The 21,251-nt window shown below is 67.8% G+C and carries 20 protein-coding genes; 7 read left to right on the forward strand and 13 right to left on the reverse strand.

Annotated features, from left to right (window positions below; translation table 11 throughout):
* The first annotated feature begins 57 nt into the window (after positions 1-57).
* From J8I34_RS00125 to J8I34_RS00135, 3 genes are all read left to right on the forward strand, one after another.
* The gene (locus tag J8I34_RS00125) at positions 58-1,101 is read left to right on the forward strand and encodes a type IV pilus twitching motility protein PilT (RefSeq protein ID WP_029048959.1); all 1,044 of its coding nucleotides are present in this window, start codon (positions 58-60) and stop codon (positions 1,099-1,101) included.
* Between the two features lie 91 nt (positions 1,102-1,192).
* On the forward strand, positions 1,193-2,332 hold the full coding sequence (locus tag J8I34_RS00130; protein WP_209769320.1) for a PilT/PilU family type 4a pilus ATPase: 1,140 nt from the start codon (positions 1,193-1,195) through the stop codon (positions 2,330-2,332).
* A gap of 75 nt (positions 2,333-2,407) precedes the next feature.
* Positions 2,408-2,902 (forward strand): glutathione peroxidase, encoded by a 495-nt coding sequence (locus tag J8I34_RS00135; RefSeq protein WP_209805099.1) that lies wholly within the window; start codon positions 2,408-2,410, stop codon positions 2,900-2,902.
* A 2-nt stretch (positions 2,903-2,904) separates the two neighbouring features.
* On the opposite strand, the gene J8I34_RS00140 is transcribed toward J8I34_RS00135, so the two are convergent.
* The 11 genes from J8I34_RS00140 to J8I34_RS00190 all read right to left on the reverse strand — a co-directional run bounded on the left by J8I34_RS00140 (position 2,905) and on the right by J8I34_RS00190 (position 13,371).
* Positions 2,905-3,594, reverse strand: coding sequence for a helix-turn-helix transcriptional regulator (locus tag J8I34_RS00140; RefSeq protein WP_029048956.1), 690 nt, complete (start codon positions 3,592-3,594; stop codon positions 2,905-2,907).
* 34 nt (positions 3,595-3,628) lie between these two features.
* Complete coding sequence (locus tag J8I34_RS00145) at positions 3,629-4,000, reverse strand: VOC family protein (protein WP_029048955.1); 372 nt, start codon at positions 3,998-4,000, stop codon at positions 3,629-3,631.
* Positions 4,001-4,096: 96 nt separating this feature from the next.
* Positions 4,097-4,822: an LrgB family protein gene (locus tag J8I34_RS00150; RefSeq protein WP_029048954.1), complete on the reverse strand. Its 726-nt coding sequence runs from the start codon at positions 4,820-4,822 to the stop codon at positions 4,097-4,099.
* A complete protein-coding gene (locus J8I34_RS00155; RefSeq protein WP_029048953.1) occupies positions 4,819-5,196 on the reverse strand; it encodes a CidA/LrgA family protein in 378 nt (125 codons plus the stop codon). The genes J8I34_RS00150 and J8I34_RS00155 overlap by 4 nt, the downstream gene beginning before the upstream one ends.
* A gap of 188 nt (positions 5,197-5,384) precedes the next feature.
* The gene (glcF, locus tag J8I34_RS00160) at positions 5,385-6,638 is read right to left on the reverse strand and encodes a glycolate oxidase subunit GlcF (RefSeq protein ID WP_209769325.1); all 1,254 of its coding nucleotides are present in this window, start codon (positions 6,636-6,638) and stop codon (positions 5,385-5,387) included.
* Between the two features lie 49 nt (positions 6,639-6,687).
* The gene (gene glcE / locus J8I34_RS00165) at positions 6,688-7,791 is read right to left on the reverse strand and encodes a glycolate oxidase subunit GlcE (protein WP_029048951.1); all 1,104 of its coding nucleotides are present in this window, start codon (positions 7,789-7,791) and stop codon (positions 6,688-6,690) included.
* A gap of 37 nt (positions 7,792-7,828) precedes the next feature.
* Positions 7,829-8,755 (reverse strand): ion transporter, encoded by a 927-nt coding sequence (locus J8I34_RS00170; protein ID WP_029048950.1) that lies wholly within the window; start codon positions 8,753-8,755, stop codon positions 7,829-7,831.
* A gap of 10 nt (positions 8,756-8,765) precedes the next feature.
* Complete coding sequence (locus J8I34_RS00175; RefSeq protein WP_029048949.1) at positions 8,766-10,289, reverse strand: FAD-linked oxidase C-terminal domain-containing protein; 1,524 nt, start codon at positions 10,287-10,289, stop codon at positions 8,766-8,768.
* 218 nt (positions 10,290-10,507) lie between these two features.
* On the reverse strand, positions 10,508-11,023 hold the full coding sequence (locus J8I34_RS00180) for a GNAT family N-acetyltransferase (RefSeq protein ID WP_209769329.1): 516 nt from the start codon (positions 11,021-11,023) through the stop codon (positions 10,508-10,510).
* A gap of 12 nt (positions 11,024-11,035) precedes the next feature.
* On the reverse strand, positions 11,036-11,926 hold the full coding sequence (locus J8I34_RS00185) for a LysR substrate-binding domain-containing protein (RefSeq protein WP_029048947.1): 891 nt from the start codon (positions 11,924-11,926) through the stop codon (positions 11,036-11,038).
* A gap of 11 nt (positions 11,927-11,937) precedes the next feature.
* Positions 11,938-13,371 (reverse strand): FAD-binding oxidoreductase, encoded by a 1,434-nt coding sequence (locus J8I34_RS00190; RefSeq protein WP_209805100.1) that lies wholly within the window; start codon positions 13,369-13,371, stop codon positions 11,938-11,940.
* Between the two features lie 303 nt (positions 13,372-13,674).
* On the opposite strand from J8I34_RS00190, the gene J8I34_RS00195 reads away from it, so the two are divergent.
* The 4 genes from J8I34_RS00195 (at position 13,675) to pabB (ending at position 19,853) form a co-directional block, all read left to right on the forward strand.
* Positions 13,675-14,229 carry a cob(I)yrinic acid a,c-diamide adenosyltransferase gene (locus tag J8I34_RS00195; protein ID WP_029048945.1) on the forward strand — a complete coding sequence of 185 codons (555 nt, stop codon included), beginning with the start codon at positions 13,675-13,677 and terminating at the stop codon, positions 14,227-14,229.
* 209 nt (positions 14,230-14,438) lie between these two features.
* Entirely contained in the window at positions 14,439-16,382 is a 1,944-nt protein-coding gene (gene dnaK, locus J8I34_RS00200; RefSeq protein WP_209805101.1) for a molecular chaperone DnaK, read from the forward strand.
* A 172-nt stretch (positions 16,383-16,554) separates the two neighbouring features.
* Positions 16,555-17,700 (forward strand): molecular chaperone DnaJ, encoded by a 1,146-nt coding sequence (dnaJ, locus tag J8I34_RS00205; RefSeq protein ID WP_029048943.1) that lies wholly within the window; start codon positions 16,555-16,557, stop codon positions 17,698-17,700.
* A gap of 230 nt (positions 17,701-17,930) precedes the next feature.
* Positions 17,931-19,853: an aminodeoxychorismate synthase component I gene (gene pabB / locus J8I34_RS00210; RefSeq protein ID WP_371748025.1), complete on the forward strand. Its 1,923-nt coding sequence runs from the start codon at positions 17,931-17,933 to the stop codon at positions 19,851-19,853.
* A 3-nt stretch (positions 19,854-19,856) separates the two neighbouring features.
* Here pabB and J8I34_RS00215 read toward each other — a convergent pair whose 3' ends face one another.
* Positions 19,857-20,555 (reverse strand): energy-coupling factor ABC transporter ATP-binding protein, encoded by a 699-nt coding sequence (locus tag J8I34_RS00215; RefSeq protein ID WP_029048941.1) that lies wholly within the window; start codon positions 20,553-20,555, stop codon positions 19,857-19,859.
* Complete coding sequence (locus J8I34_RS00220) at positions 20,552-21,250, reverse strand: ABC transporter permease (RefSeq protein WP_029048940.1); 699 nt, start codon at positions 21,248-21,250, stop codon at positions 20,552-20,554. The genes J8I34_RS00215 and J8I34_RS00220 overlap by 4 nt, the downstream gene beginning before the upstream one ends.
* Position 21,251 lies beyond the last annotated feature (1 nt).

The following is a 21,251-nucleotide window of genomic DNA, read 5'->3' on the forward strand; positions in this document are numbered from 1 at the left end:
ACATATAAAAGAAGTACTTAAAGTACTGATAACTATTTCAGGGTGGGGTCATTATAGATGGACATCGCGCAGCTATTGGCTTTCGCCGTCAAGAACAAGGCGTCCGATCTTCATCTGTCGTCGGACATGCCGCCGATGGTCCGGATCCACGGCGACATGCGCCGGATCAATGTCGCGGCGATGGCGCACAAGGATGTCCACGCCATGGTGTACGACATCATGAGCGACACCCAGCGCAAGCTCTACGAAGAACGGCTGGAAATCGACTTCTCGTTCGAGATCGCCGGCCTGTCGCGCTTCCGGGTCAATGCCTACAACACGCAGCGCGGCGCCGCCGCGGTGTTCCGTACCATTCCCTCCAAGGTCCTCACGCTGGAAGAGCTGCGCGCGCCGGCGGTGTTCGCCGACCTGTGCATGAAGCCGCGCGGGCTGGTGCTGGTGACGGGGCCGACCGGTTCGGGCAAGTCCACCACGCTGGCGGCGATGGTCGACCATCGCAATGAAAACGACATGGGTCACATCCTGACGGTGGAGGACCCGATCGAATTCGTCCACAACTCCAAGAAGAGCCTGATCAACCAGCGCGAGCTGGGGCCGCACACGCATTCATTCGCCAACGCGTTGCGCTCCGCGCTGCGCGAGGATCCGGACGTGATCCTGGTGGGCGAATTGCGCGACCTCGAAACCATCCGCCTGGCGCTGACCGCCGCGGAAACCGGCCACCTGGTCTTCGGCACGCTGCACACCAGTTCCGCCGCCAAGACCATCGACCGCGTGGTCGACGTGTTCCCGCCGGAAGAAAAGGACATGGTGCGCACCATGCTGTCCGAATCGCTCGAAGCGGTGATCTCGCAGACGCTGCTCAAGACCCGCGACGGCAACGGCCGTACCGCCGCGCACGAGATCATGATCGCCACCCCGGCGATCCGGCACCTGATCCGCGAGAACAAGATCGCACAGATGTACTCGATGATGCAGACCAGCAGCGGGCTGGGCATGCAGACGCTGGACCAGTGCCTGTCGGACCTGATCAAGCGCAGCATGATCAGCTACACCGATGCGCGCGCGATTGCCAAAAACCCAGACGCGTTCATGGGCTGAGGCAACCCCTGAGGCCCCGAAGCCAGCGCCGACCCCTTGCCTTCAGGCCGCCCGCACGCATGCGGCGGCCGCACTCCTGCAGGACACCGCCATGCTCGATCGCGAATCCGCCGCCAAGTACATCAACGACCTGCTGGAGCTGATGGTCGGCAACCGTGGCTCTGACCTGTTCATCACGTCCGATTTCCCGCCGGCCATCAAGGTGGACGGCAAGATCACGCCGGTGTCGCAGCAGCCGCTGAACCCGACGCAGGCGCTGGGCCTGGTGCGCTCGGTGATGAACGAGCGCCAGGTGCAGGATTTCGATACCAGCCGCGAATGCAACTTCGCCATCACCGCGCCCAAGGCGGGGCGCTTCCGCGTATCGGCGTTCATCCAGCAGGGCAAGGCCGGCATGGTGGTGCGGACCATCAATACGCGGATTCCGTCGGTGGCAGACCTGGACCTGCCCCCGACGCTGCACGACATCGTGATGTCCAAGCGCGGGCTGGTGATCGTGACCGGCGCGACCGGCTCGGGCAAGTCGACCACGCTGGCGGCAATGCTCGACCACCGCAATGCGCATTCCTACGGCCACATCATCACCATCGAGGATCCGATCGAATACGTGCATGCGCACCAGAACTGCATCGTCACGCAGCGCGAGGTCGGCATCGACACGGAATCCTGGCACGTGGCGCTGAAGAACACGCTGCGCCAGGCGCCCGACGTGATCCTGATCGGCGAAATCCGTGACCGCGAGACCATGGAGTACGCGATGCAGTACGCGGAAACCGGCCACCTTTGCCTGGCCACGCTGCACGCCAACAACGCCAACCAGGCGATCGACCGCGTGGTCAACTTCTTCCCCGAGGAAAAGCGCCAGCAGCTGCTGATCGACCTGTCGCTGAACCTGAAGGCAATGGTGTCGCAGCGCCTGCTGCCGCGCGCCGGGCGCAAGGGCCGCGTGCCGGCCGTGGAGATCATGATCGGCACGCCGCTGGTGGCGGACCTGATCTTCAAGGGCGAGATCCACGAGTTGAAGGAAGTTATCAAGAAGTCGCGCGAGCAGGGCATGATCTCGTTCGACCAGGCGCTGTTCGACCTGCACGAAGAGGGCAAGATCACCTACGAGGACGCGCTGCGCAATGCCGACTCGCTCAATGACCTGCGCCTGATGATCAAGCTGCACAGCGCGCGCGCCAGGGACACCGACCTGGGCGCCGGCACCGAGCACCTGAATGTGATCTAGGGCCCGGCTGCCGTGCACGCCCGCGTGCATGGGCGTATGCTTCGGCCACATGCAAGAAGTCCGCAGGAGCCTGCCATGAGCAATATCTACCAGTTCGATGCCAATTCGCTGTCCGGGCAACCTGTGCCGCTGTCGCAGTTCCAGGGCAAGGTGCTGCTGGTCGTCAATACCGCCAGCGAATGCGGCTTCACGCCACAGTACGCCGGCCTGCAGAAGCTCTATGAGGAATACCGCGAGCGCGGGCTGGAAGTGCTGGGCTTTCCGTGCAACCAGTTCGGCAAGCAGGAGCCCGGCGATGCGCAGCAGATCGGCCAGTTCTGCGAATCGCGCTTCAGCGTGAGGTTCCCGATGTTCGCCAAGATCGACGTCAATGGCGACCAGGCGCATCCGCTATACCGCTGGCTGACCACCGAGAAGCGCGGCGTGCTGGGCACGCAGGGGATCAAGTGGAACTTCACCAAGTTCCTGGTGCGGCGCGACGGCACGGTGTACGAACGCTACGCCCCGACCACCAAGCCGGATGAGTTGCGCAAGGATATCGAGACGCTGCTGTCTGACCCGGCGGCCTGAGGCTATACCCCGCTCGCGCGCACGGCGCGCAGGAAGCCGTTGAGCGACCGGTCCGGCGTTTCATGGAAATGGTCGTCCAGCATGCGGATGGTGCGGCAGCGGTCGAGGCGGAAACTGCGGTAGTCCGAGCGCGTGGTGCACCACGCCGCCAGCAGCCACGCATTGCCCCAGAAGAACAGGCCCAGCGGCATCACCACGCGTTCGGTGATGCGCTGCTGCGCGTCGCAGTAGTCGAGCAGCAGCAGCTTTTGCTCGCCCAGCGCGCCGTGCACGACGTCGAAGGCTTCGCGCACGTGTGACTGGTTGACGTACTCGGGCGCGAACACGCGGCTCTGCTGCGCCGCCAGCCGGCGTGGCGGCGGCAATGCGGCGACCAGCTTTTCCAGCGCCGGATCGGCCGCGGCGGCGAGTGCGCCGCCGCCCCAGGCCTTCAGCAGCCGCAGGCCGGCCACCAGCGCTTCCACTTCCAAGGCACTGAACATCAGCGGCGGGACATCGAAATCGGCGCGCAGCCGGTAGCCGATGCCGGCCTCGCCTTCGACCGGCACGCCCGACAGCGACAGCGCCTGGATATCACGATAGACAGTGCGTTCCGATACGCCGAGCCGCTGCGCCAGCAGCGCCGCCGTGGTCAGGCGGCGGCCGCGCAGGACCTGGACGATCTGGAAGAGGCGGTCGGCGCGGCGGCTCATCCGTGGCGGCGTCCCTGATGTGGCAAAGGTGCCCTTACCCGGCAACAGGCTCGTGCAGCCCGATGCGGTTGCCTTCGCTGTCGGTGATATGGGCGATGCGGCCGATCTCGCCCGGCAGGCGCAGCGGCCCGAACACGGTCTTGCCGCCGGCGCGCGCGGCGCGCTCCAGCAGCGCGTCCAGCTCGGGTGCGTGCAGGTAGGGCACTGTGCCATAGTAGTTGCTGGGGCGGTAGCCTTCGCCGGCGACGAGCGCGCCGCCGGGATCGGGGTGCGGAAACACGGCCATGTCGACCTGGCTCATGGTTTCGCGGCGCAGCTTGGTGTCGAAGACCTGTTCGTAGAATCCGATGGCGCGGACCATGTCGACGACAGGGATTTCCAGCCAGTTGATCAGACGGTTGCTCATGACGGGCTCCTTGGTTCCGGTTGATGGGGAGTGAGGAGCTCGCATCATGCGCGGGGGCTGCTGACAGCGTGCTGTCAGTAGGCCGTCAGCGTGGCATCAGCGAGGCATCCAGGCCGCCATCACCGGCACCAGGATCGCGGTCAGCACGCCGTTCAGGCCCATGCCGAGCGCGGCGAAGGCGCCGGCTTCCTGGTTCACCTGGAACGCGCGCGCGGTGCCGATGCCGTGCGCGGCCACGCCGGTGGCAAAGCCGCGCACGCTGTAGTCGCGGATGCGCAGCAGGTTCAACAGGGCGGTTGCACTGACCGCGCCGATGATGCCGGTGCCCATCACCAGCACCGCGGTCAGCGACGGCAGGCCGCCGATCTTCTCGGCCACGCCCATGGCGATGGGGATGGTCACGGACTTGGGTGCCAGCGACCGCACGGTTTCCGGCGAGGCGCCAAGCAGCCAGGCGATACCAACCGCCGACACCACCGCGACCACCGAGCCGGCCACCAGGCCGGCCAGCAGCGGGAACACATGCGTGCGCAGCTTGGGCAGCTGCATGTACAGCGGCACCGCCAGCGCCACGGTGGCCGGCCCGAGCAGGAAATGCACGAACTGCGCGCCGTCGAAATAGGTCTTGTACGGCGTGCCGGTGACGGTCAGCACCGTGACCAGCAGCGCCACCGCGATCATCACCGGGTTGGCCAGCGGCGAGAAACGCGACTTCTCGTAGATGCGGAAGGCGAAGACGTAGGCGAGCAGGGTGGCGGTCAGCCCGACAAGCGGGCTCGCGGCCAGGTAGACCCAGATCTCGTTCAGGCGTGGCGTCATCATGCCTGCTCTCCCTTTGCGTCGGCGCCCGGCGCGTTGGTGCGCTTGCGCATCAGCACGCGCGTGACCACCGCCGTCGTGGCGATGGCGAGCCAGGTGGAAATCACCAGCGCCACCAGGATCGGCATCCATTCGCCTTCGATGCGGTTGGCGTGCACCATGATGCCGACGCCGGCGGGAACGAACAGCAGCGACAGGTGCTTGAGAAGTTCGCTGGTAGTGCCCTGGATGATGGGCAGCAGGCGGTCGTCGAAGACGAGCCAGCCGAACAGCAGGATCATGCCGAGCACGGGGCCGGGCACGGGCAGGTGCAGCGCGTAGCTGATCACCTCGCCGACGGATTGGAAAACCAGCAGGATGGCAAAGGTCTGGAGCATGGGGGCGGTCGCGTCGTAGGTCGCTCTGTTTCTCCCCTCTCCCATGAATGGAAGAGGGGCCGGGGGTGAGGGCCGGCGCGTCTTGATGCGATATCGCCCGACGAACCGCTCACCCTCACCCCCGCCCCTCTCCCGCGAGCGGGAGAGGGGAGACAACCACACGGCCGTGATCCGGCCCCGTGTGCCAGTCAGCCCAGCATGCGGTCGACCAGTTCGACCCAGTGCATCACCGGCGTATCGGTACCGCTCTGCAGGTGCGTGATGCAGCCGATATTGGCTGACACGATGGCTTCGGGCTGCGTGGCCTGCAGTTTGCCGAGCTTGTCGTCGCGCAGGCGGTAGGCCAGTTCCGGCTGCAGCACCGAATACGTGCCCGCCGAGCCGCAGCACAGGTGGCTGTCAGCGCAGAGTTTGACCTCCACGCCGAGGCCGGTCAAGAGCGCCTCCACCTTGCCGCGGATCTGCTGGCCGTGCTGCAGCGTGCAAGGCGGGTGGTAGGCGACGCGCCGGCTGTCGCGCGGTACCGCGCCCGCCAACGCATGCAGGTCGTCGGCAAAGTCCGGCAGGACCTCGGACAGGTCGCGGGTCAATGCGGAAACGCGTCGTGCGCGTTCTGCGTATTTCGGATCGTTGCGCAGCAAATGCCCGTAATCCTTGACCATCGCGCCGCAGCCGGAGGCCGTCATCACGATGGCCTCGGCGCCGGCTTCGATATGCGGCCACCACGCATCGATATTGCGGCGCATATTGTCGAGGCCGCCGTCGTGGTCGCCGGTGTGGAAACGGATTGCCCCGCAGCAGCCCGCCTCGCGCGCCAGCACCAGTTGTACGCCGACACGGTCGAGCACACGCGCCGTCGCGGCATTGATGTTGGGCGACATCGCCGGCTGCACGCAACCGTCCAGCAACAACATCTTGCGTGCGTGGACATTGCGGGGCCAGGCGCCCGGCTCGGCGGCTTGCGACAGCGCCGGCACCTTGCTGCGCAGCGCGTCCGGCAGGATCGGCCGCACCATCTGGCCGAGCCGCAGCGCGGTGCTGAACAGCTTCGGGCGCGTCAGCCCCTCGCGCAGCACCCAGCGCGCGATGCGCTGGCCGGCCGGGCGCTGGATGCCTTCGGCCTCGAGCTTGTCGTCGACGATCTTGCGGCCGATGTCCACCAGGCGCCCGTAGCGCACGCCCGACGGACAGGTCGACTCGCAGTTGCGGCAGGTCAGGCAGCGGTCCAGGTGCAGGCGCGTGCTTTCCGTGATGGCGTTGCCTTCGAACACCTGCTTCATCAGGTAGATGCGCCCGCGTGGTCCGTCCAGTTCATCGCCGAGCAGCTGGTAGGTGGGACAGGTGGCGGTGCAGAAGCCGCAATGCACGCATTTGCCGACGATGGATTGGGCTTCCTCGCCTTCGGGCGTGTTGCGGAGAAAATCGGCCAGGGTCGTTTGCATGGTGTGGGGAGGTCTTTGCCTGGGCGTGGGAACGCTTGGGTGGTCCGGATCAGAGTCCGGGATACATGCGCTGCGGATTGAAGATGCCGGCCGGGTCGAACGTCGCTTTCAGGCGCCGGTGGATTGCGGCCAGCGGCGAGGCCAGCGGCGTGAACACGCCCACCGACTTGTCGCCGTTGCGGAACAGCGTGGCATGGCCGCCGGCGGCCTGGGCCACGGCGCGCACGCTTTCGGCGTCGGTCCTGGTGGCGCCATCGGCAGGCAGCCACCAGCGCTGGCCGCCGCCCCATTCCACCAGTTGCTGGCCCGGCAGGTCCAGCGGCGCGGCGACCGGCGGCACCGCCAGGCGCCACAGTGCGCGGCCCGCGTGCGCCGGCGCGAAGAAAGCGTGGGTCTGCTCGCGCAGCGATTGCCACAGCGCGGCGGCCTTGGCGTCATCGACACGTTCCCCACCCAGCCGTGCGCATGCGGCGCGCACCGCCGCGGTGGCGCCTGCCAGGCGCACGTGCAGCACGCCGTCATGCCAGGCAGACGCGGCCAGCGGCAGCGGCTGGCCGCCCCACTGGTTCAGCTGCCGGATCGCATCGGCCTGCCCCAGCTCGAAACGCAGCGTGGCTTCGTCGAACGGCGCGGGCAGCACCTTGAGCGAGACTTCCAGCACCAGCCCGAGCGTGCCCAGCGACCCCGCCAGCAGCCGCGATACATCGTAGCCGGCCACGTTCTTCATCACCTGCCCGCCGAAGTTCATCACTTCGCCGTTGCCGTCCATCAGTTGTGCGCCCAGCACGAAGTCGCGCAGCGCACCGACCGACTGCCGGCGCGGGCCCGACAAGCCGGCGGCCACCGCGCCGCCCAGCGTGGCCGTGCTGGCCTGGCCGGGCAGCGCGAAGTGCGGCGGCTCGAATGCCAGCACCTGGCGCTTCTCGGCCAGCGCGGCTTCGATCTGCGCCAGCGGCGTGCCGCAGCGCGCGGTGATCACCAGTTCGGCCGGGTCGTAGTCGACGATGCCGGCATAGGCGCGCGTGTCCAGCACCTGGCCTTCAGGTGCCTGGCCGTAGAAGTCCTTGCTGCCGCCACCGCGCAGCCGCAGCGGCGTGCGGGTTTCGGTGGCTTGCCTGACGGCGTCGCGGAAGGCGTCGAGGGTGGCTTGCATATGCGTGGGTGATGAGGAGGATATTGTTTCTGGCGGCTCAGGATCCGGGGCTGCCGTCGCGGCCGCCGGGGACTTCGGGCCTGTCGTTCTGGTAATCCGGCAGCGCGCTGCCGCAGTGCTTGCAATACTTCGCGTCGGGCTCGTGGCCCTCGGTCAGGCAGTGGGTGCAGGTGCGCGTGGTCAGCGGCTTCTTCAGGATGCTCGCGGCCAGCTCGGCGCCGACGATGCCGGTGGGGAAGGCGATGATGCCGTAGCCCAGCAGGATCGTCAGCGAGGTGATGAACTGCCCCAGCGGCGTCTTCGGCACCATGTCGCCGAAGCCGGTGGTGGTCAGCGTCACCACTGCCCAGTACATGCTTACCGGGATGCTGTGGAAACCGTGCTCCGGTCCTTCGACCACATGCATCACCGTGCCGAGGATCACGGTGATGATGAACACCGTGCCCAGGAACACGAAGATCTTGCGCCGGCTGTTGACCAGCGCCCGGTACAGGATCTCGGCTTCCTCGAAGTACACCGTCAGCTTGAGGATCCGGAACACGCGCAGCAGCCGCAGCAGCCGCACGTCGATCAGGAAGTGCAGCTCCGGCACGAAGAACGCCAGCCATGTCGGCATGATCGAGATGAAGTCGATGATGCCGTAGAAGCTGATGACATAGCGCCACGGCCGGCGCACCACCAGGATGCGCATGACGTATTCGGCCGTGAAGAACAGCGTGAAGGTCCACTCCAGCACCGTGAACAGCAGCCCAAGCCGGCTGTGCACCGCGGCCATGCTGTCGAGCATCACCACCATCACGCTGGCGACGATGGCGATCAGCAGCGAGACGTCGAAGAGTCGCCCTTCGCGCGTGTCGGCCTCGAAGATGATGGTGTACCAGCGCTGGCGCCAGCCGGTCTCGGGCTGGCCCAGGCGCTGGCGAGCCACCGCTTCCTGGTGCTGGCGTCGGCGTTCGTTGGCCATGGCGCGGGCTTCAGAAGCGCGGCAGGTCCGGATGCGGCAGCAGTCCCTTCCTGACGTGCATCTTGCCGTATTCCGCGCAGCGCGCCAGCGTGGGAATGGCCTTGTCGGGGTTCAGCAGCCGTGCCGGGTCGAAGGCCGCCTTGACGCCGAAGAACGCCTCGCGCTCGCTGGGCGAAAACTGCACGCACATCGAGTTGAGCTTCTCCACGCCCACGCCGTGCTCGCCGGTGACGGTGCCGCCCAGCTCGACGCACGCTTCCAGGATGTCGGAGCCGAACAGCTCGGCACGGTGCCATTCGTCCTGGTCCGAGCCATCGAACAGGATCAGCGGGTGCATGTTGCCGTCGCCGGCATGGAACACGTTGATGCAGCGCAGGGCGTACTTGCGTTCCATCTCCTCAATGCGCCGCAGCAGCGTGCCGATGTGCTTGCGCGGGATGGTGCCATCCATGCAGTAGTAGTCCGGCGAGATGCGGCCCGCGGCCGGGAAGGCGTTCTTGCGCCCGCTCCAGAAGCGCAGGCGCTCGGCTTCGTTCTGCGAGACCACGATGCGGGTGCAGCCGGACGCCTTCAGCACCGCGCTCATGCGTTCGATCTCTTCCGCGACTTCCTCGGGCGTGCCATCGGATTCACACAGCAGGATGGCGGCGGCATCGAGGTCATAGCCGGCGTGCACGAACTCTTCCACGGCGGCGGTGGCGGGCTTGTCCATCATCTCCAGCCCGGCCGGGATGATGCCGGCGGCGATCACGTCGGCGACCGCATTGCCGCCTTTCTCGACGTCGTCGAAGCACGCCATGATGACTTGCGCCAGCTGCGGCTTGGGGATCAGCCGCACGGTCACCTCGGTGACCACGGCCAGCATGCCTTCGGAGCCGATCAGCACGGCCAGCAGATCCAGGCCGGGCGAGTCGGGCGCATTCGAGCCGAACACGACCACCTCGCCTTCCATCGTCACGGCGCGCACGCGCAGCACGTTGTGCACGGTCAGGCCGTATTTCAGGCAGTGCACGCCACCGGAGTTCTCGCTGACATTGCCGCCGATGGTGCAGGCGATCTGCGACGAGGGATCGGGCGCGTAATAGAGGTCGTGGGGCGCGGCGGCATCGGAGATGGCCAGGTTGCGCACGCCCGGCTGGACCACCGCGGTGCGCGAATACGGGTCGACCGACAGGATGCGCTTGAACTTGGCCAGCGACAGCACCAGGCCCTCGGCAATCGGCATGGCGCCGCCGGACAGGCTGGTGCCGGCGCCGCGCGGCACTACCGGCACGCCCAGCTTGTGGCACAGGCGCAGGATGGCGCAGACCTGTTCCTCGGTGTCGGGCAGCGCCACGGCCATCGGCACCTGGCGGTACGCGGCCAGGCCGTCGCACTCGTAGGGCACGGTGTCCTCTGGCTTGGACAGCAGTGCGGCATCCGGCAGGATCTGCGCCAGGCCGGCGAGCAGCGCGCTGCGGCGGCCTTCGGCGGTGGCCTGCGCGCCTGCGCTGCCTTCGGTGGCGAGGGTGCGGGCTTCGTGCGGGGCATTCATGGCGACTCCTGGACTCTGGTCGGGCCGGGCGGGCGGCCCGCCGTGGGGACGGCTGACGGGACGGCTGACTATAGCGCAGGCCTCTTGCCGCGCGCACCGCCAGGCACGTGAATTCGGCATGGCAAGCCGATCAAAAATGCTCATCATGCCGGGCAGGCACCGGCCCTGGTTTCAGCGTAGCACCGGCCGGAGAGTGCGTGAAAGGTGGCGCCTCCGCCTCAGCGTGCCGAGGCCGGCAGCCGCAGCACCATGTCTAGCTTGTCGTAGAAGTGCGGCGCGACATACAGCGCCTCGGGCTCCAGGCCGAACCGCTCGAAGCCGAGCGACTCGTACAGCCGCACCGCGCCCGCGCTGCCGGCATTGACGCACAGCGTCACCTGGCGCACGCCTTCCATGGCGGCGGCCTGTTGCAGCGCGCGCTCCATCAGCGCGCGCCCGAGCTTGCGGTCGCGCCAGCCCGGGGCCACGTACATGCCGAAGACCGAGGCCTTGTGCCAGTGCTTGCGCCTCGGCTCGCGCATGATGCCCACCACGCCGGCCAGCGCGGTGCCCTCGAAGGCTCCAAACACGGCCTTGTCGGCGCTTGGCGCGAGCCGCTGCGCCACCGCCTCGGGCAGCAGGTCCTGTTCTTCCTCCAGGCTGGCGGCAAAGGCTTCCGGCGCCTCGGCCAGGCCTTGCAGGCGCAGCGCGTGGAAGGCATCCGCATCGGCGGGGGTCAGCAGCCGGATCTCCATATGGGCAGTCTCCTACCAGTCCAGGCTCAGCAGCCAGTCGACGAAATAGCGCGCCTCGGGCTTCAGCGGCGCCTGTTCGCGCTCGACGATGTAATAGCCGTGCGGCGATACCGACTCGATATCGAGCAGCCGCACCATCTGCCCCAGCGACAGCCAGTGCCGCGCCATGCGCTGGCGCACCAGCGCCACGCCCTGGTTGGACGCGATCGCCTCCAGCATCAGGCCGATGTCGTTGAACTGCGGCCCCGTCTGCGGCTCGGGCCAGTCCAGCCCGGCGGTCTCGAACCACGGCTTCCACGGCTCCAGCGGGCTGCGCAGCAGCACCAGGCCGTGCAGGTGCTCGGGCCTGGTGATGGCGCGGCCGTTGACGCGTTCATAGTACTCGCGCCCGCATGCCGGGAACACCGGCTCGACCAGCAGCCTGGTGGTCTTCAGGTCGGGATAGCGGCCGGTGCCGTAGCGGATCTCCACGTCGGTGTCCTCGGCCTTGACGTCGAGGAACGGGATCGCCAGATGCAACTCCAGGTCGATATGCGGGTACAGCGCGCCGAACTCGGGCAGGCGCGGCACCAGGTGCTGGCGCCCGAAGGTCGGCGGGATCGCCACGCGCAGCCGCGTGCGCAGCTTGTTGTACTCGGGCCGCGCCAGCTCGTTCAGCGACTTGAGCGCGTCCTGCACGTTGCGCAGGTAGCGCGTGCCGGCCGCGGTCAGCCGCAGCGCGGCGTTGGCGCGCACGAACAGGTCCTCGCCCCACAGCTCCTCGAGGTTCTTGATGCGGTGCGATACGGCACTGGGCGTGACCGACAACTCCTCGGCCGCGCGCGCGAAGCTGCCCAGGCGCGCGGCGGCCTCGAAGGCGATCAGCAGGTGCAGCGGCGGGACGCGGTTGAACATGGAAGCCATGCCGGGCCGGTTCAGTGCGCGCCGCCGCCGCGGGTGGCACTGAAGATCTTGCCCGGGTTGAGGATATGGTTTGGATCGAGCGCGTCCTTGACCGCGCGCATCAGGTCGAGCGCATCTTCGCCGTGCTCCTTCACCAGGAAGCGCTGCTTGTGCAGCCCCACGCCGTGCTCGCCGGTGCAGGTGCCGCCCATCGCCAGCGCGCGTTCGACGATGCGCTGGTTGATGGCCTCGGCTTCGGCCATTTCCTCGGGCTTGTCGGGATCGACGAGGATCGCCACGTGGAAGTTGCCATCGCCGACGTGGCCGACGATCGGGCAGGGCAGGGCGGAGGCGTTCAGGTCCTTCTCGGTCTCGGTCACGCACTCGGCCAGGCGCGAGATCGGCACGCACACGTCGGTGGTGACCGACTTGCAGCCCGGCTTGAGCTGCAGCATCGCAAAATAGGCGGTATGGCGCGCGTTCCACAGCCGGCTGCGGTCTTCCGGGCGCGTGGCCCACTCGAAGCCCTGGCCGCCGTGCTCGGCGGTGATTTGTTGCACGGTCTCGGCCTGCTCGCGCACGCCGGCCTCGGTGCCGTGGAATTCGAAGAACAGGTGCGGGGTTTCCGGCAGCGCCAGGCTGTCGTGGCGGTTGATGGCGCGGATCGCCAGCGCATCGACGAACTCCACGCGCGCTACCGGCACGCCCAGCTGGATGGTCTGGATCACGGCCTGCACCGCGCTGCCCATGCTGGGGAAGGCGCACACCGCGGCCGAGATCGCCTCCGGCTGCGGGTAGAGCCGCACCGTGACCTCCGTGATGATGCCGAGCGTGCCTTCGCTGCCGATGAAAAGGCGGGTCAGGTCGTAGCCGGCCGACGACTTGCGCGCGTGCGTGCCGGTGCGGATCACGCGCCCGTCGGCGGTCACCACGGTCAGCGCCAGCACGTTCTCGCGCATGGTGCCGTAGCGTACCGCGTTGGTCCCGGACGCGCGCGTCGCGCACATGCCGCCCAGCGACGCGTCCGCGCCAGGATCGATCGGGAAGAACAGGCCGGTGTCCTTGATTTCCTGGTTCAGCTGCTTGCGCGTGACGCCGGGCTGCACGGTCACCGTCAGGTCCTCGGGCTGCACCGCCAGCACGCGGTTCATCTGCGACAGGTCCAGGCTGACGCCGCCGGCCACGGCCAGCAGGTGCCCTTCCAGCGACGAGCCGGCGCCGTAGGGAATCAGCGGCACGGCGTGGTGGTTGCACAGGCGCGCCACCTCGGCGACTTCGTCGGTGCTGTGGGCAAACACGACCGCATCGGGCGCCGCGGGCGGGAACGGCGATTCATCGCGCCCATGGTGCTCGCGCACGCCGGCCGAGGTGGTGAAGCGCTCGCCGAAGCGCGCCGCGAGGGCTTCGCTGAAGGCGGGCGGCAAGGGACGGCGTTCGAGCGCGGCGGGCGGCGTGGGGTGGTTCATGCGGGTCTCCGGCGGGTCGGCGCGGCGGTGTTGCCGGCGGTGGCGTTCCGGTGTAGTCCGGAGGGGCAGGCGGGGCGCGACCCGGTTGTCGAATGGATGAATAACGGCATTCTACGCCGCGCGGCGGCTCATGCACCCTTGGCCGGCGCCGGGCTGGCCGATAGCCGCACAAGCGAGCCGCACATGCGGGACCACGCACCGAAGGAGGGGCTGGCGGACTCTCGCGCGCATGGCGGATCCATGCGCTCAGGCGCGATAATGCGCCATTTCCCCCCAACGCTTACCAGCCAAGAGGAGACCGGCATGGGCAACCGCCTGTCCAAGATTGCCACCCGCACCGGCGACGCCGGCACCACCGGCCTGGGCGACGGCAGCCGCACCGGCAAGGATAGCCTGCGCATCGCCGCCATCGGCGACGTCGACGAACTGAACTGCCACCTCGGCGTGCTGCTGACCGAGACGCTTCCCGACGACGTGCGCGCGGCGCTGCTGCATATCCAGCACGACCTGTTCGACCTGGGCGGCGAGCTTTCCATCCCCGGCTACACCCTGCTCAAGCCCGAGCAGGTGGCGCAGCTCGACACCTGGCTGGCCGACTACAACGCCAACCTTCCGCGGCTGGCCGAGTTCATCCTGCCCGGCGGCAGCCGCGCCGCGGCGCAGGCCCACGTGTGCCGCACCGTGTGCCGGCGCGCCGAGCGCGCGCTGGTGGCGCTGGGCGCGGCCGAGCCGCTGAACGAGGCGCCGCGCCAGTACCTGAACCGGCTTTCGGACCTGATGTTCGTGCTGGCGCGGGTGCTGAACCGGGCCGGCGGCGGCTCCGACGTGCTGTGGCAGCGCGACCGGCAGGGAAGCTGAGCCGCGGAAGTAGATCAGGCGGCATTTTTTTGCCGTCGGCCAGGGCTTTGGCTCAAGCACCGGCCGCAAATGCCGTTGAGGAAACGCAAAATCCGAGAAATTTACTCGGATTTGCCGCTTCTGCCCTTGAAAAGACCCCGGACGGCCACATTTCGGCCTCAGGTTGAATTGCAGCCGCGCGGATGGCGATGGCTCAAGAGGAGAGAATAATGGGTAAGATCATCGGTATCGACCTCGGTACCACCAATAGCTGCGTGTCGATCATGGAGGGCAACACCCCCAAGGTCATCGAAAACTCGGAAGGCGCACGCACCACCCCGTCGATCATCGCCTACATGGAAGACGGCGAAATCCTGGTCGGCGCGCCCGCCAAGCGGCAGGCCGTGACCAACCCGCGTAACACGCTGTACGCGGTCAAGCGCCTGATCGGCCGCAAGTTCGAAGAGAAGGAAGTCCAGAAGGACATCGGCCTGATGCCGTATTCCATCGTCAAGGCCGACAACGGCGACGCATGGGTGTCGGTGCGCGACCAGAAGCTGGCCCCGCCGCAGGTTTCGGCCGAAGTGCTGCGCAAGATGAAAAAGACGGCCGAGGACTACCTCGGCGAGCCGGTGACCGAAGCCGTGATCACCGTGCCGGCGTACTTCAACGACTCGCAGCGCCAGGCGACCAAGGACGCCGGCCGCATCGCCGGCCTGGACGTCAAGCGCATCATCAACGAGCCGACCGCGGCCGCGCTGGCCTTCGGCCTGGACAAGAACGAGAAGGGCGACCGCAAGATCGCCGTGTATGACCTCGGCGGCGGCACCTTTGATATCTCGATCATCGAGATCGCGGACGTTGACGGCGAGAAGCAGTTCGAAGTGCTGTCGACCAACGGCGATACGTTCCTGGGCGGCGAAGACTTCGACCAGCGCATCATCGACTACATCATCGGCGAGTTCAAGAAGGACCAGGGCGTGGACCTGTCCAAGGACGTGCTCGCGCTGCAGCGCCTGAAGGAAGCCGCTGAAAAGGCCAAGATCGAACTGTCGAGCTCGCAGCAGACCGAGATCAACCTGCCGTACATCACGGCCGATGCCTCGGGTCCGAAGCACCTGAACCTGAAGATCACCCGCGCCAAGCTGGAATCGCTGGTCGAAGAGCTGATCACCCGCACCATCGAGCCGTGCCGCACCGCGATCAAGGACGCCGGCGTCAAGGTCAGCGACATCGACGACGTGATCCTGGTCGGCGGCATGACCCGCATGCCCAAGGTGCAGGAACAGGTCAAGGAGTTCTTCGGCAAGGAAGCGCGCAAGGACGTGAACCCGGATGAAGCCGTGGCCGTCGGTGCCGCGATCCAGGGTTCGGTGCTGTCGGGCGACCGCAAGGACGTGCTGCTGCTGGACGTGACGCCGCTGTCGCTGGGCATCGAGACCCTGGGCGGCGTGATGACCAAGATGATCACCAAGAACACCACCATCCCGACCAAGCATGCGCAGGTGTTCTCGACCGCCGACGACAACCAGCCGGCCGTGACCATCAAGGTGTTCCAGGGCGAGCGTGAAATGGCCTCGGGCAACAAGCTGCTGGGCGAGTTCAACCTGGAAGGCATTCCGCCCGCAGCGCGCGGCACGCCGCAGATCGAAGTCTCGTTCGACATCGACGCCAACGGCATCCTGCACGTGGGCGCCAAGGACAAGGCGACCGGCAAGGAAAACCGGATCACCATCAAGGCGAACTCGGGCCTGTCGGAAGACGAGATCCAGCGCATGGTCAAGGACGCCGAGGCCAACGCCGAGGAAGACAAGAAGGCCCGCGAGCTGGCTGATGCCCGCAACCAGGCCGACGCGCTGATCCACTCGACCAAGAAGGCAGTCACCGAATACGGCGACAAGCTGGAAGCCGGCGAGAAGGAAAAGATCGAAGCCGCGATCAAGGAACTGGAAGACGCCGCCCGCGGCGGCGACAAGGCCGAGATCGATGCCAAGGTCAACGCCCTGTCGGAGGCCAGCCAGAAGCTGGGCGAGAAGGTCTACGCCGACATGCAGGCCAAGGCCGGCGAGCAGGGCGCAGCGGGTGCCGCGGGTGCCGGCGCGCAGCAGCAAGCCCAGCCGCAGGACGACAACGTTGTGGACGCCGAATTCAAGGAAGTCAACGACAAGAAGTAATCGGGACACGCGGGCGGCGGTGCAGGCACTGGCCGGCACCGCTCCCGCCCCCGACGCCGGGCGCGGCCATCGGACCCAGCGGGAAACCGCCGTCGGATGCCTCGCTCGGCTTTTTTGCTATTCGCCGGTACGGTGCCGCATGCGCCTGCCGGCCAAAGGGTAATGAGCCACCATGGCAAAACGTGACTACTACGAAGTGCTCGGGGTAGGCAAGAACGCGAGCGACGACGAAATCAAGAAGGCTTATCGCAAGCTCGCGATGAAGTACCACCCGGACCGCAATCCGGAAGGCAAGGAAGCCAAGGAAGCCGAGGAAAAGTTCAAGGAGGTCAAAGAGGCCTACGAGATGCTTTCCGACCCCGAGAAGAAAGCGGCCTATGACCAGTACGGCCACGCCGGCGTCGATCCCAACATGGCTGGCGGCTTCGGCGGCGCGCAGGGCTACGGCGGTTTCGCCGAGGCCTTCGGCGACATCTTCGGCGATATCTTCGGCCAGCAGGGCGGCGGTCGCCGCGGCGCTGGCGGCCCGCAGGCCTATCGCGGCGCCGACCTGCGCTACAGCATGGAAATCTCGCTGGAGCAGGCCGCGCACGGCCACGAGGCGCAGATCCGCGTGCCGCACTGGGACGACTGCGACCACTGCCACGGCAAGGGCGCGGAGCCGGGCTCCAGCGTCGAGACCTGCCCGACCTGCCATGGCGCCGGCCAGGTGCGCGTGTCGCAGGGCTTCTTCACCATGCAGCAGACCTGCCCGAAGTGCCACGGCAGCGGCAAGTTCATCCCCAAGCCGTGCACCAAGTGCCACGGCCAGGGCAAGCTGAAGTCGCAAAAGACGCTGGAAGTGAAGATTCCGGCGGGCATCGACGAAGGCATGCGCATCCGCTCGTCGGGTAACGGCGAGCCGGGCATCAACGGCGGGCCGCCGGGCGACCTGTACGTGGAAGTCCACATCAAGCAGCACACCGTGTTCGAGCGCGATGGCGATGACCTGCACTGCCAGATGCCGATCTCCTTCGCCACCGCGGCGCTGGGCGGCGACCTGGAAGTGCCGACGCTGAACGGCAAGGCCACCTTCCCGGTGCCCGAGGCGACGCAATCGGGCAAGACCTTCCGCCTGCGCGGCAAGGGCATCAAGGGCGTGCGTTCGGGGTATCCGGGGGATCTCTACGTGCACGTGAACGTGGAGACGCCGGTCAAGCTGACCGAGGCGCAGAGGGAACTGCTGCGCCAGTTCGACCGCTCGGTGCACGAGGGCGGTTCGCGGCATAGCCCGCAGGAGCAATCCTGGCTGGACAAGGTGAAGAGTTTCTTCAGCTGATCCGGCTTGGGCGGTATGAGACCGGCCACGTGTGAGCGTGGCCGGTTTTGTTTTTGTGCGACGATCGCGACGCACGCTCCCTCTCTTTCTCCCCTCTCCCGCGCGCGGGAGAGGGGCCGGGGGTGAGGGCCGACGCTGGCAGTACCGATGCCCTATCGGTTGCTCTCCCCCAGGCTCATTGCCGCGCGATAATGCATGGCTGTTCCGCTGAATCTCAGAGTTTCGCCCCCGTGGTAGCAAGCATCCAGCCCCCGCCCTCACCCCCGACCCCTCTCCCGCGCGCGGGAGAGGGGAGCACGCCCTCAGCGCAAGGAGAGGTGTTCGTCCTTCTCGATGACGCCACCGCCCCCGCGTCGCAAGCCGCAGCGCGCCTCTACACCGGCTTCCTCGGCGAAGACGTGCTGCCCGCCGGCAGCGATATCGTCCGGCTCGACGCGATGCTTGCCGAAGGCTGGCGCCAGGGCTGGCACGCCACGCTGTTTGCCCCTTATGAGTTCGGCGGCGCGCTGGTCGATGCCCCGGTCCACACCGGCGCGACGATGCCATGCCACGACGGCGCGCTGCGCCTGCTCTGGTTCCGCGACCTGCGCCGCCTCGACAGCGCGGCCGTGGCCGACTGGCTCCAGGCCAACGCCGCGCCGGCGCCAGCCGGATTGATGGATGTCGCTTCCGACACCCCGCGCGAGGCCTTCGATGACGCCATCGCCCGCATCCACCAGTGGATCGAGGCCGGCGACACCTACCAGGTCAACTACACCCAGCGCCTGCGCTTCAATGCCTTCGGCGATCCGGTAGCGCTGTACGCCGCGCTGCGCGCCGCGCAACCGGTGCCCTACGGCACGCTGGCACGGTTGCCGGGCGATGCCTGGGTGCTGTCGCTGTCGCCGGAGCTGTTCGTGCGCCACGACGGCGGCGGCCACCTGCTGACGCGCCCGATGAAAGGCACGGCGCCGCGTTCGGGCGATGCGCAGCGCGATGCGCGGGCCGCGGCCGCGCTGGCCGCCGATGCCAAGAACCGCGCCGAAAACGTGATGATCGTCGACCTGCTGCGCAACGACCTGGGCCGCATCGCCCAGCCGGGCAGCGTGGCGGTTCCCGAGCGTTTTGCCGTGCAGCCGTTCGGCGCGGTGCTGCAGATGACCTCGACGGTCACCGCCACGGCGCGTCCCGGCACCGGCTTCGGCGCGCTGATGGCGGCTTTGTTCCCGTGCGGCTCGATCACCGGCGCGCCCAAGCGGCGCACCATGGAGATCATCGCCGAACTGGAAGGCACGCCGCGCGGCCTGTACACCGGCGCGATCGGCTGGCTCGATGCCCCGCAAGCCGGCGCCGCCATGGGCCCGTTTGCGCTGTCCGTGGCGATCCGCACCCTGGTGCTCGCGCCGCAATCGGCCAGCGGACTGCGTCGCGGCGAAATGGGCGTCGGCGGCGGCATCGTCCACGACAGCGTGGCCGCCGGGGAATTCGCGGAATGCGGCTGGAAGGCGCGCTTCCTGACGCGGCTCGATCCCGGCTTCACGCTGTTCGAGACCATGCGCGTGCAGGACGGCGAATGCCTGCAGGCGGACCGACACCTGGCGCGCCTTGGAGCCTCGGCGCGCGCGCTCGGGTTTGCCTTCGATGCCGACGCTGCACGGGCGGCGATGGCTACGCAGGCCGGGCAGCTTGAGGCCGGTACCTGGCGCTTGCGTCTGGCGCTGGACAAGGCGGGCACGCTGTCCTTCTCCAGCGGCGCAGTGGTGCCATTGCAGGGGCCGGTCGCGGTCGACCTGGCGCCCGAACCGTTGCCCGACGCCGATCCGCTGCGCCGCCACAAGACCAGCGCCCGCGCGGTCTACGACGCCGGCTGGCAGGCCGCCGAGCGCGCCGGCGGCTTCGACCGCCTGTTCTTCAATACCCGCGACGAGCTGCTGGAAGGCGGGCGCAGCTCGGTCTTCGTCCGCATCGATGGCCGCTGGCTGACGCCGCCGCTGTCGGCCGACATCCTGCCCGGGGTGATGCGCGCGGTCGTGCTGGAGCAAGGCGGCGCGGCACTCGGCGCGCCCGGCGAAGCAGTGGAGGAGGGCGTCATCACGCGCGCCATGCTGGCGCGTGCCGACGCCGTCGTGGTAGTCAATGCACTGCGCGGCGCGCTGCCGGCAACTCTCACCTGAGCGCTATGGGTGATGTGTGTCCAGCACGCCGTCGCCCAGCTTCCAGCGCACCACGCCCGGCAGGTTGATCAGCTCGCGGTCGTGGCACACCATGATGACGGTGCGGCCTTCGGTGGCCAGGTCCCGGACCAGCGCGATCACCTGTTCGCGCGCATGTCCGTCGAGACTGGAGGTGGGCTCGTCCAACAGCAGCAGTTCGGGCTCCAGCACCTTGGCGCGCGCCAGCGCCACGCGCTGGATCTCGCCGCCCGACAGGTGCGCTGGGTCGGTGTCCTGCAGGTGTGACACGCCGGCCCAGCCCAGCGCCTCGCCCACGCGCCGCGCGATCTCGTCGTGCGGCATGCGGCGCGCATGCAGGCCGTAGGCGATGTTCGCGCGCACCGAGGTGCGGAACAGGTAGGGGTGCTGGTGCAGATAGGCAATGCGCTGGCGCACCGCTGCCGGCAGCGGATCGAGCGGCGCGCTGTGGGGCTGGCCGTTGGCATCGGTCCATTGGACGGTGGCGCCGGGCGCGCGCTCCAACCCGGCCAGCATGCGCAGCATCGTGGTCTTGCCGGCGCCATTCATGCCGGTCAGCACGATCGCGGTGGCGCGCGGGACCACAAGTTCGTCGATGGCAAACAGGCGGCGCAGGCCGATGGTGCGGGCCAGCCCACGCACGGTCAGCAATGGGGATGCCGGTGGCTGGGGTGCGGCTGTCATCGCCGGAACCCTCCCGCGCCCTGCAGCCACGCCATGCCGATATTGACCAGCAGCGCCAGCGCCACCAGCACGATGCCCAGCGCAATGCCCTGCGCGAATTCGCCCTTGCTGGTTTCCAGCGCGATCGCGGTGGTGATGGTGCGGGTGGAGCCTTCGATATTGCCGCCGATCATCAGCGCCGAGCCGACCTCGGCGATCACGCGTCCGAAGCCCGCCACCACCGCCGCCATCAGCCCGAAGCGCAGCTCGCGCAGTACCGTGAAGAAGGTGCGCCAGCGCCCGGCGCCCAGCACCCATGCGGTTTCGCGCAGGCGCACATCGGCACCCTGCAGTGTCGACAACGCAAACGCCAGCACCACCGGGAAGCCGATCACCGCCTGCCCAAGCACCATGCCCGAGGGCGTGAACAGCAGGTGCAGGCTGCCCAGCGGCCCCTGGCGCGTCAGCAAGAGATAAAGGATCAGCCCGACCAGCACGGTCGGGAAGGAGAGAAAAGCCTGCGCCACCACCACCACCACTCGCCGGCCGGGGAACTGCCGCGTGGCGATGAGCCAGGCCGCGGCGATGGCGGGCACGGTGGCTATCGCCAGCCCCAGCACCGCAATGGCCAGCGAGGTCCAGACGATGAACCACAGCCCCGGGTCGCCGCTGCCGAGCAGTCGGAATGCGGCGACGGTGGCGGCAGCGATCTCCACC

This window comes from Cupriavidus phytohabitans, assembly GCF_017815025.1.
In the GTDB taxonomy this organism is placed as follows: domain Bacteria; phylum Pseudomonadota; class Gammaproteobacteria; order Burkholderiales; family Burkholderiaceae; genus Cupriavidus.

Coding starts and splice junctions, on each gene's coding strand:
- J8I34_RS00195 (WP_029048945.1), top strand. CDS start 13,675: ATGGGCAACCGCCTGTCCAAGATTGCCACCCGCACCGGCGACGCCGGC.
- J8I34_RS00130 (WP_209769320.1), top strand. CDS start 1,193: ATGCTCGATCGCGAATCCGCCGCCAAGTACATCAACGACCTGCTGGAG.
- J8I34_RS00190 (WP_209805100.1), bottom strand. CDS start 13,371: ATGAACCACCCCACGCCGCCCGCCGCGCTCGAACGCCGTCCCTTGCCG.
- dnaK (WP_209805101.1), top strand. CDS start 14,439: ATGGGTAAGATCATCGGTATCGACCTCGGTACCACCAATAGCTGCGTG.
- J8I34_RS00145 (WP_029048955.1), bottom strand. CDS start 4,000: ATGAGCAACCGTCTGATCAACTGGCTGGAAATCCCTGTCGTCGACATG.
- J8I34_RS00175 (WP_029048949.1), bottom strand. CDS start 10,289: ATGAATGCCCCGCACGAAGCCCGCACCCTCGCCACCGAAGGCAGCGCA.
- J8I34_RS00135 (WP_209805099.1), top strand. CDS start 2,408: ATGAGCAATATCTACCAGTTCGATGCCAATTCGCTGTCCGGGCAACCT.
- J8I34_RS00125 (WP_029048959.1), top strand. CDS start 58: ATGGACATCGCGCAGCTATTGGCTTTCGCCGTCAAGAACAAGGCGTCC.
- dnaJ (WP_029048943.1), top strand. CDS start 16,555: ATGGCAAAACGTGACTACTACGAAGTGCTCGGGGTAGGCAAGAACGCG.
- J8I34_RS00170 (WP_029048950.1), bottom strand. CDS start 8,755: ATGGCCAACGAACGCCGACGCCAGCACCAGGAAGCGGTGGCTCGCCAG.
- J8I34_RS00155 (WP_029048953.1), bottom strand. CDS start 5,196: ATGCTCCAGACCTTTGCCATCCTGCTGGTTTTCCAATCCGTCGGCGAG.
- J8I34_RS00150 (WP_029048954.1), bottom strand. CDS start 4,822: ATGATGACGCCACGCCTGAACGAGATCTGGGTCTACCTGGCCGCGAGC.
- glcE (WP_029048951.1), bottom strand. CDS start 7,791: ATGCAAGCCACCCTCGACGCCTTCCGCGACGCCGTCAGGCAAGCCACC.
- glcF (WP_209769325.1), bottom strand. CDS start 6,638: ATGCAAACGACCCTGGCCGATTTTCTCCGCAACACGCCCGAAGGCGAG.
- J8I34_RS00185 (WP_029048947.1), bottom strand. CDS start 11,926: ATGGCTTCCATGTTCAACCGCGTCCCGCCGCTGCACCTGCTGATCGCC.
- J8I34_RS00140 (WP_029048956.1), bottom strand. CDS start 3,594: ATGAGCCGCCGCGCCGACCGCCTCTTCCAGATCGTCCAGGTCCTGCGC.
- J8I34_RS00180 (WP_209769329.1), bottom strand. CDS start 11,023: ATGGAGATCCGGCTGCTGACCCCCGCCGATGCGGATGCCTTCCACGCG.
- J8I34_RS00215 (WP_029048941.1), bottom strand. CDS start 20,555: ATGACAGCCGCACCCCAGCCACCGGCATCCCCATTGCTGACCGTGCGT.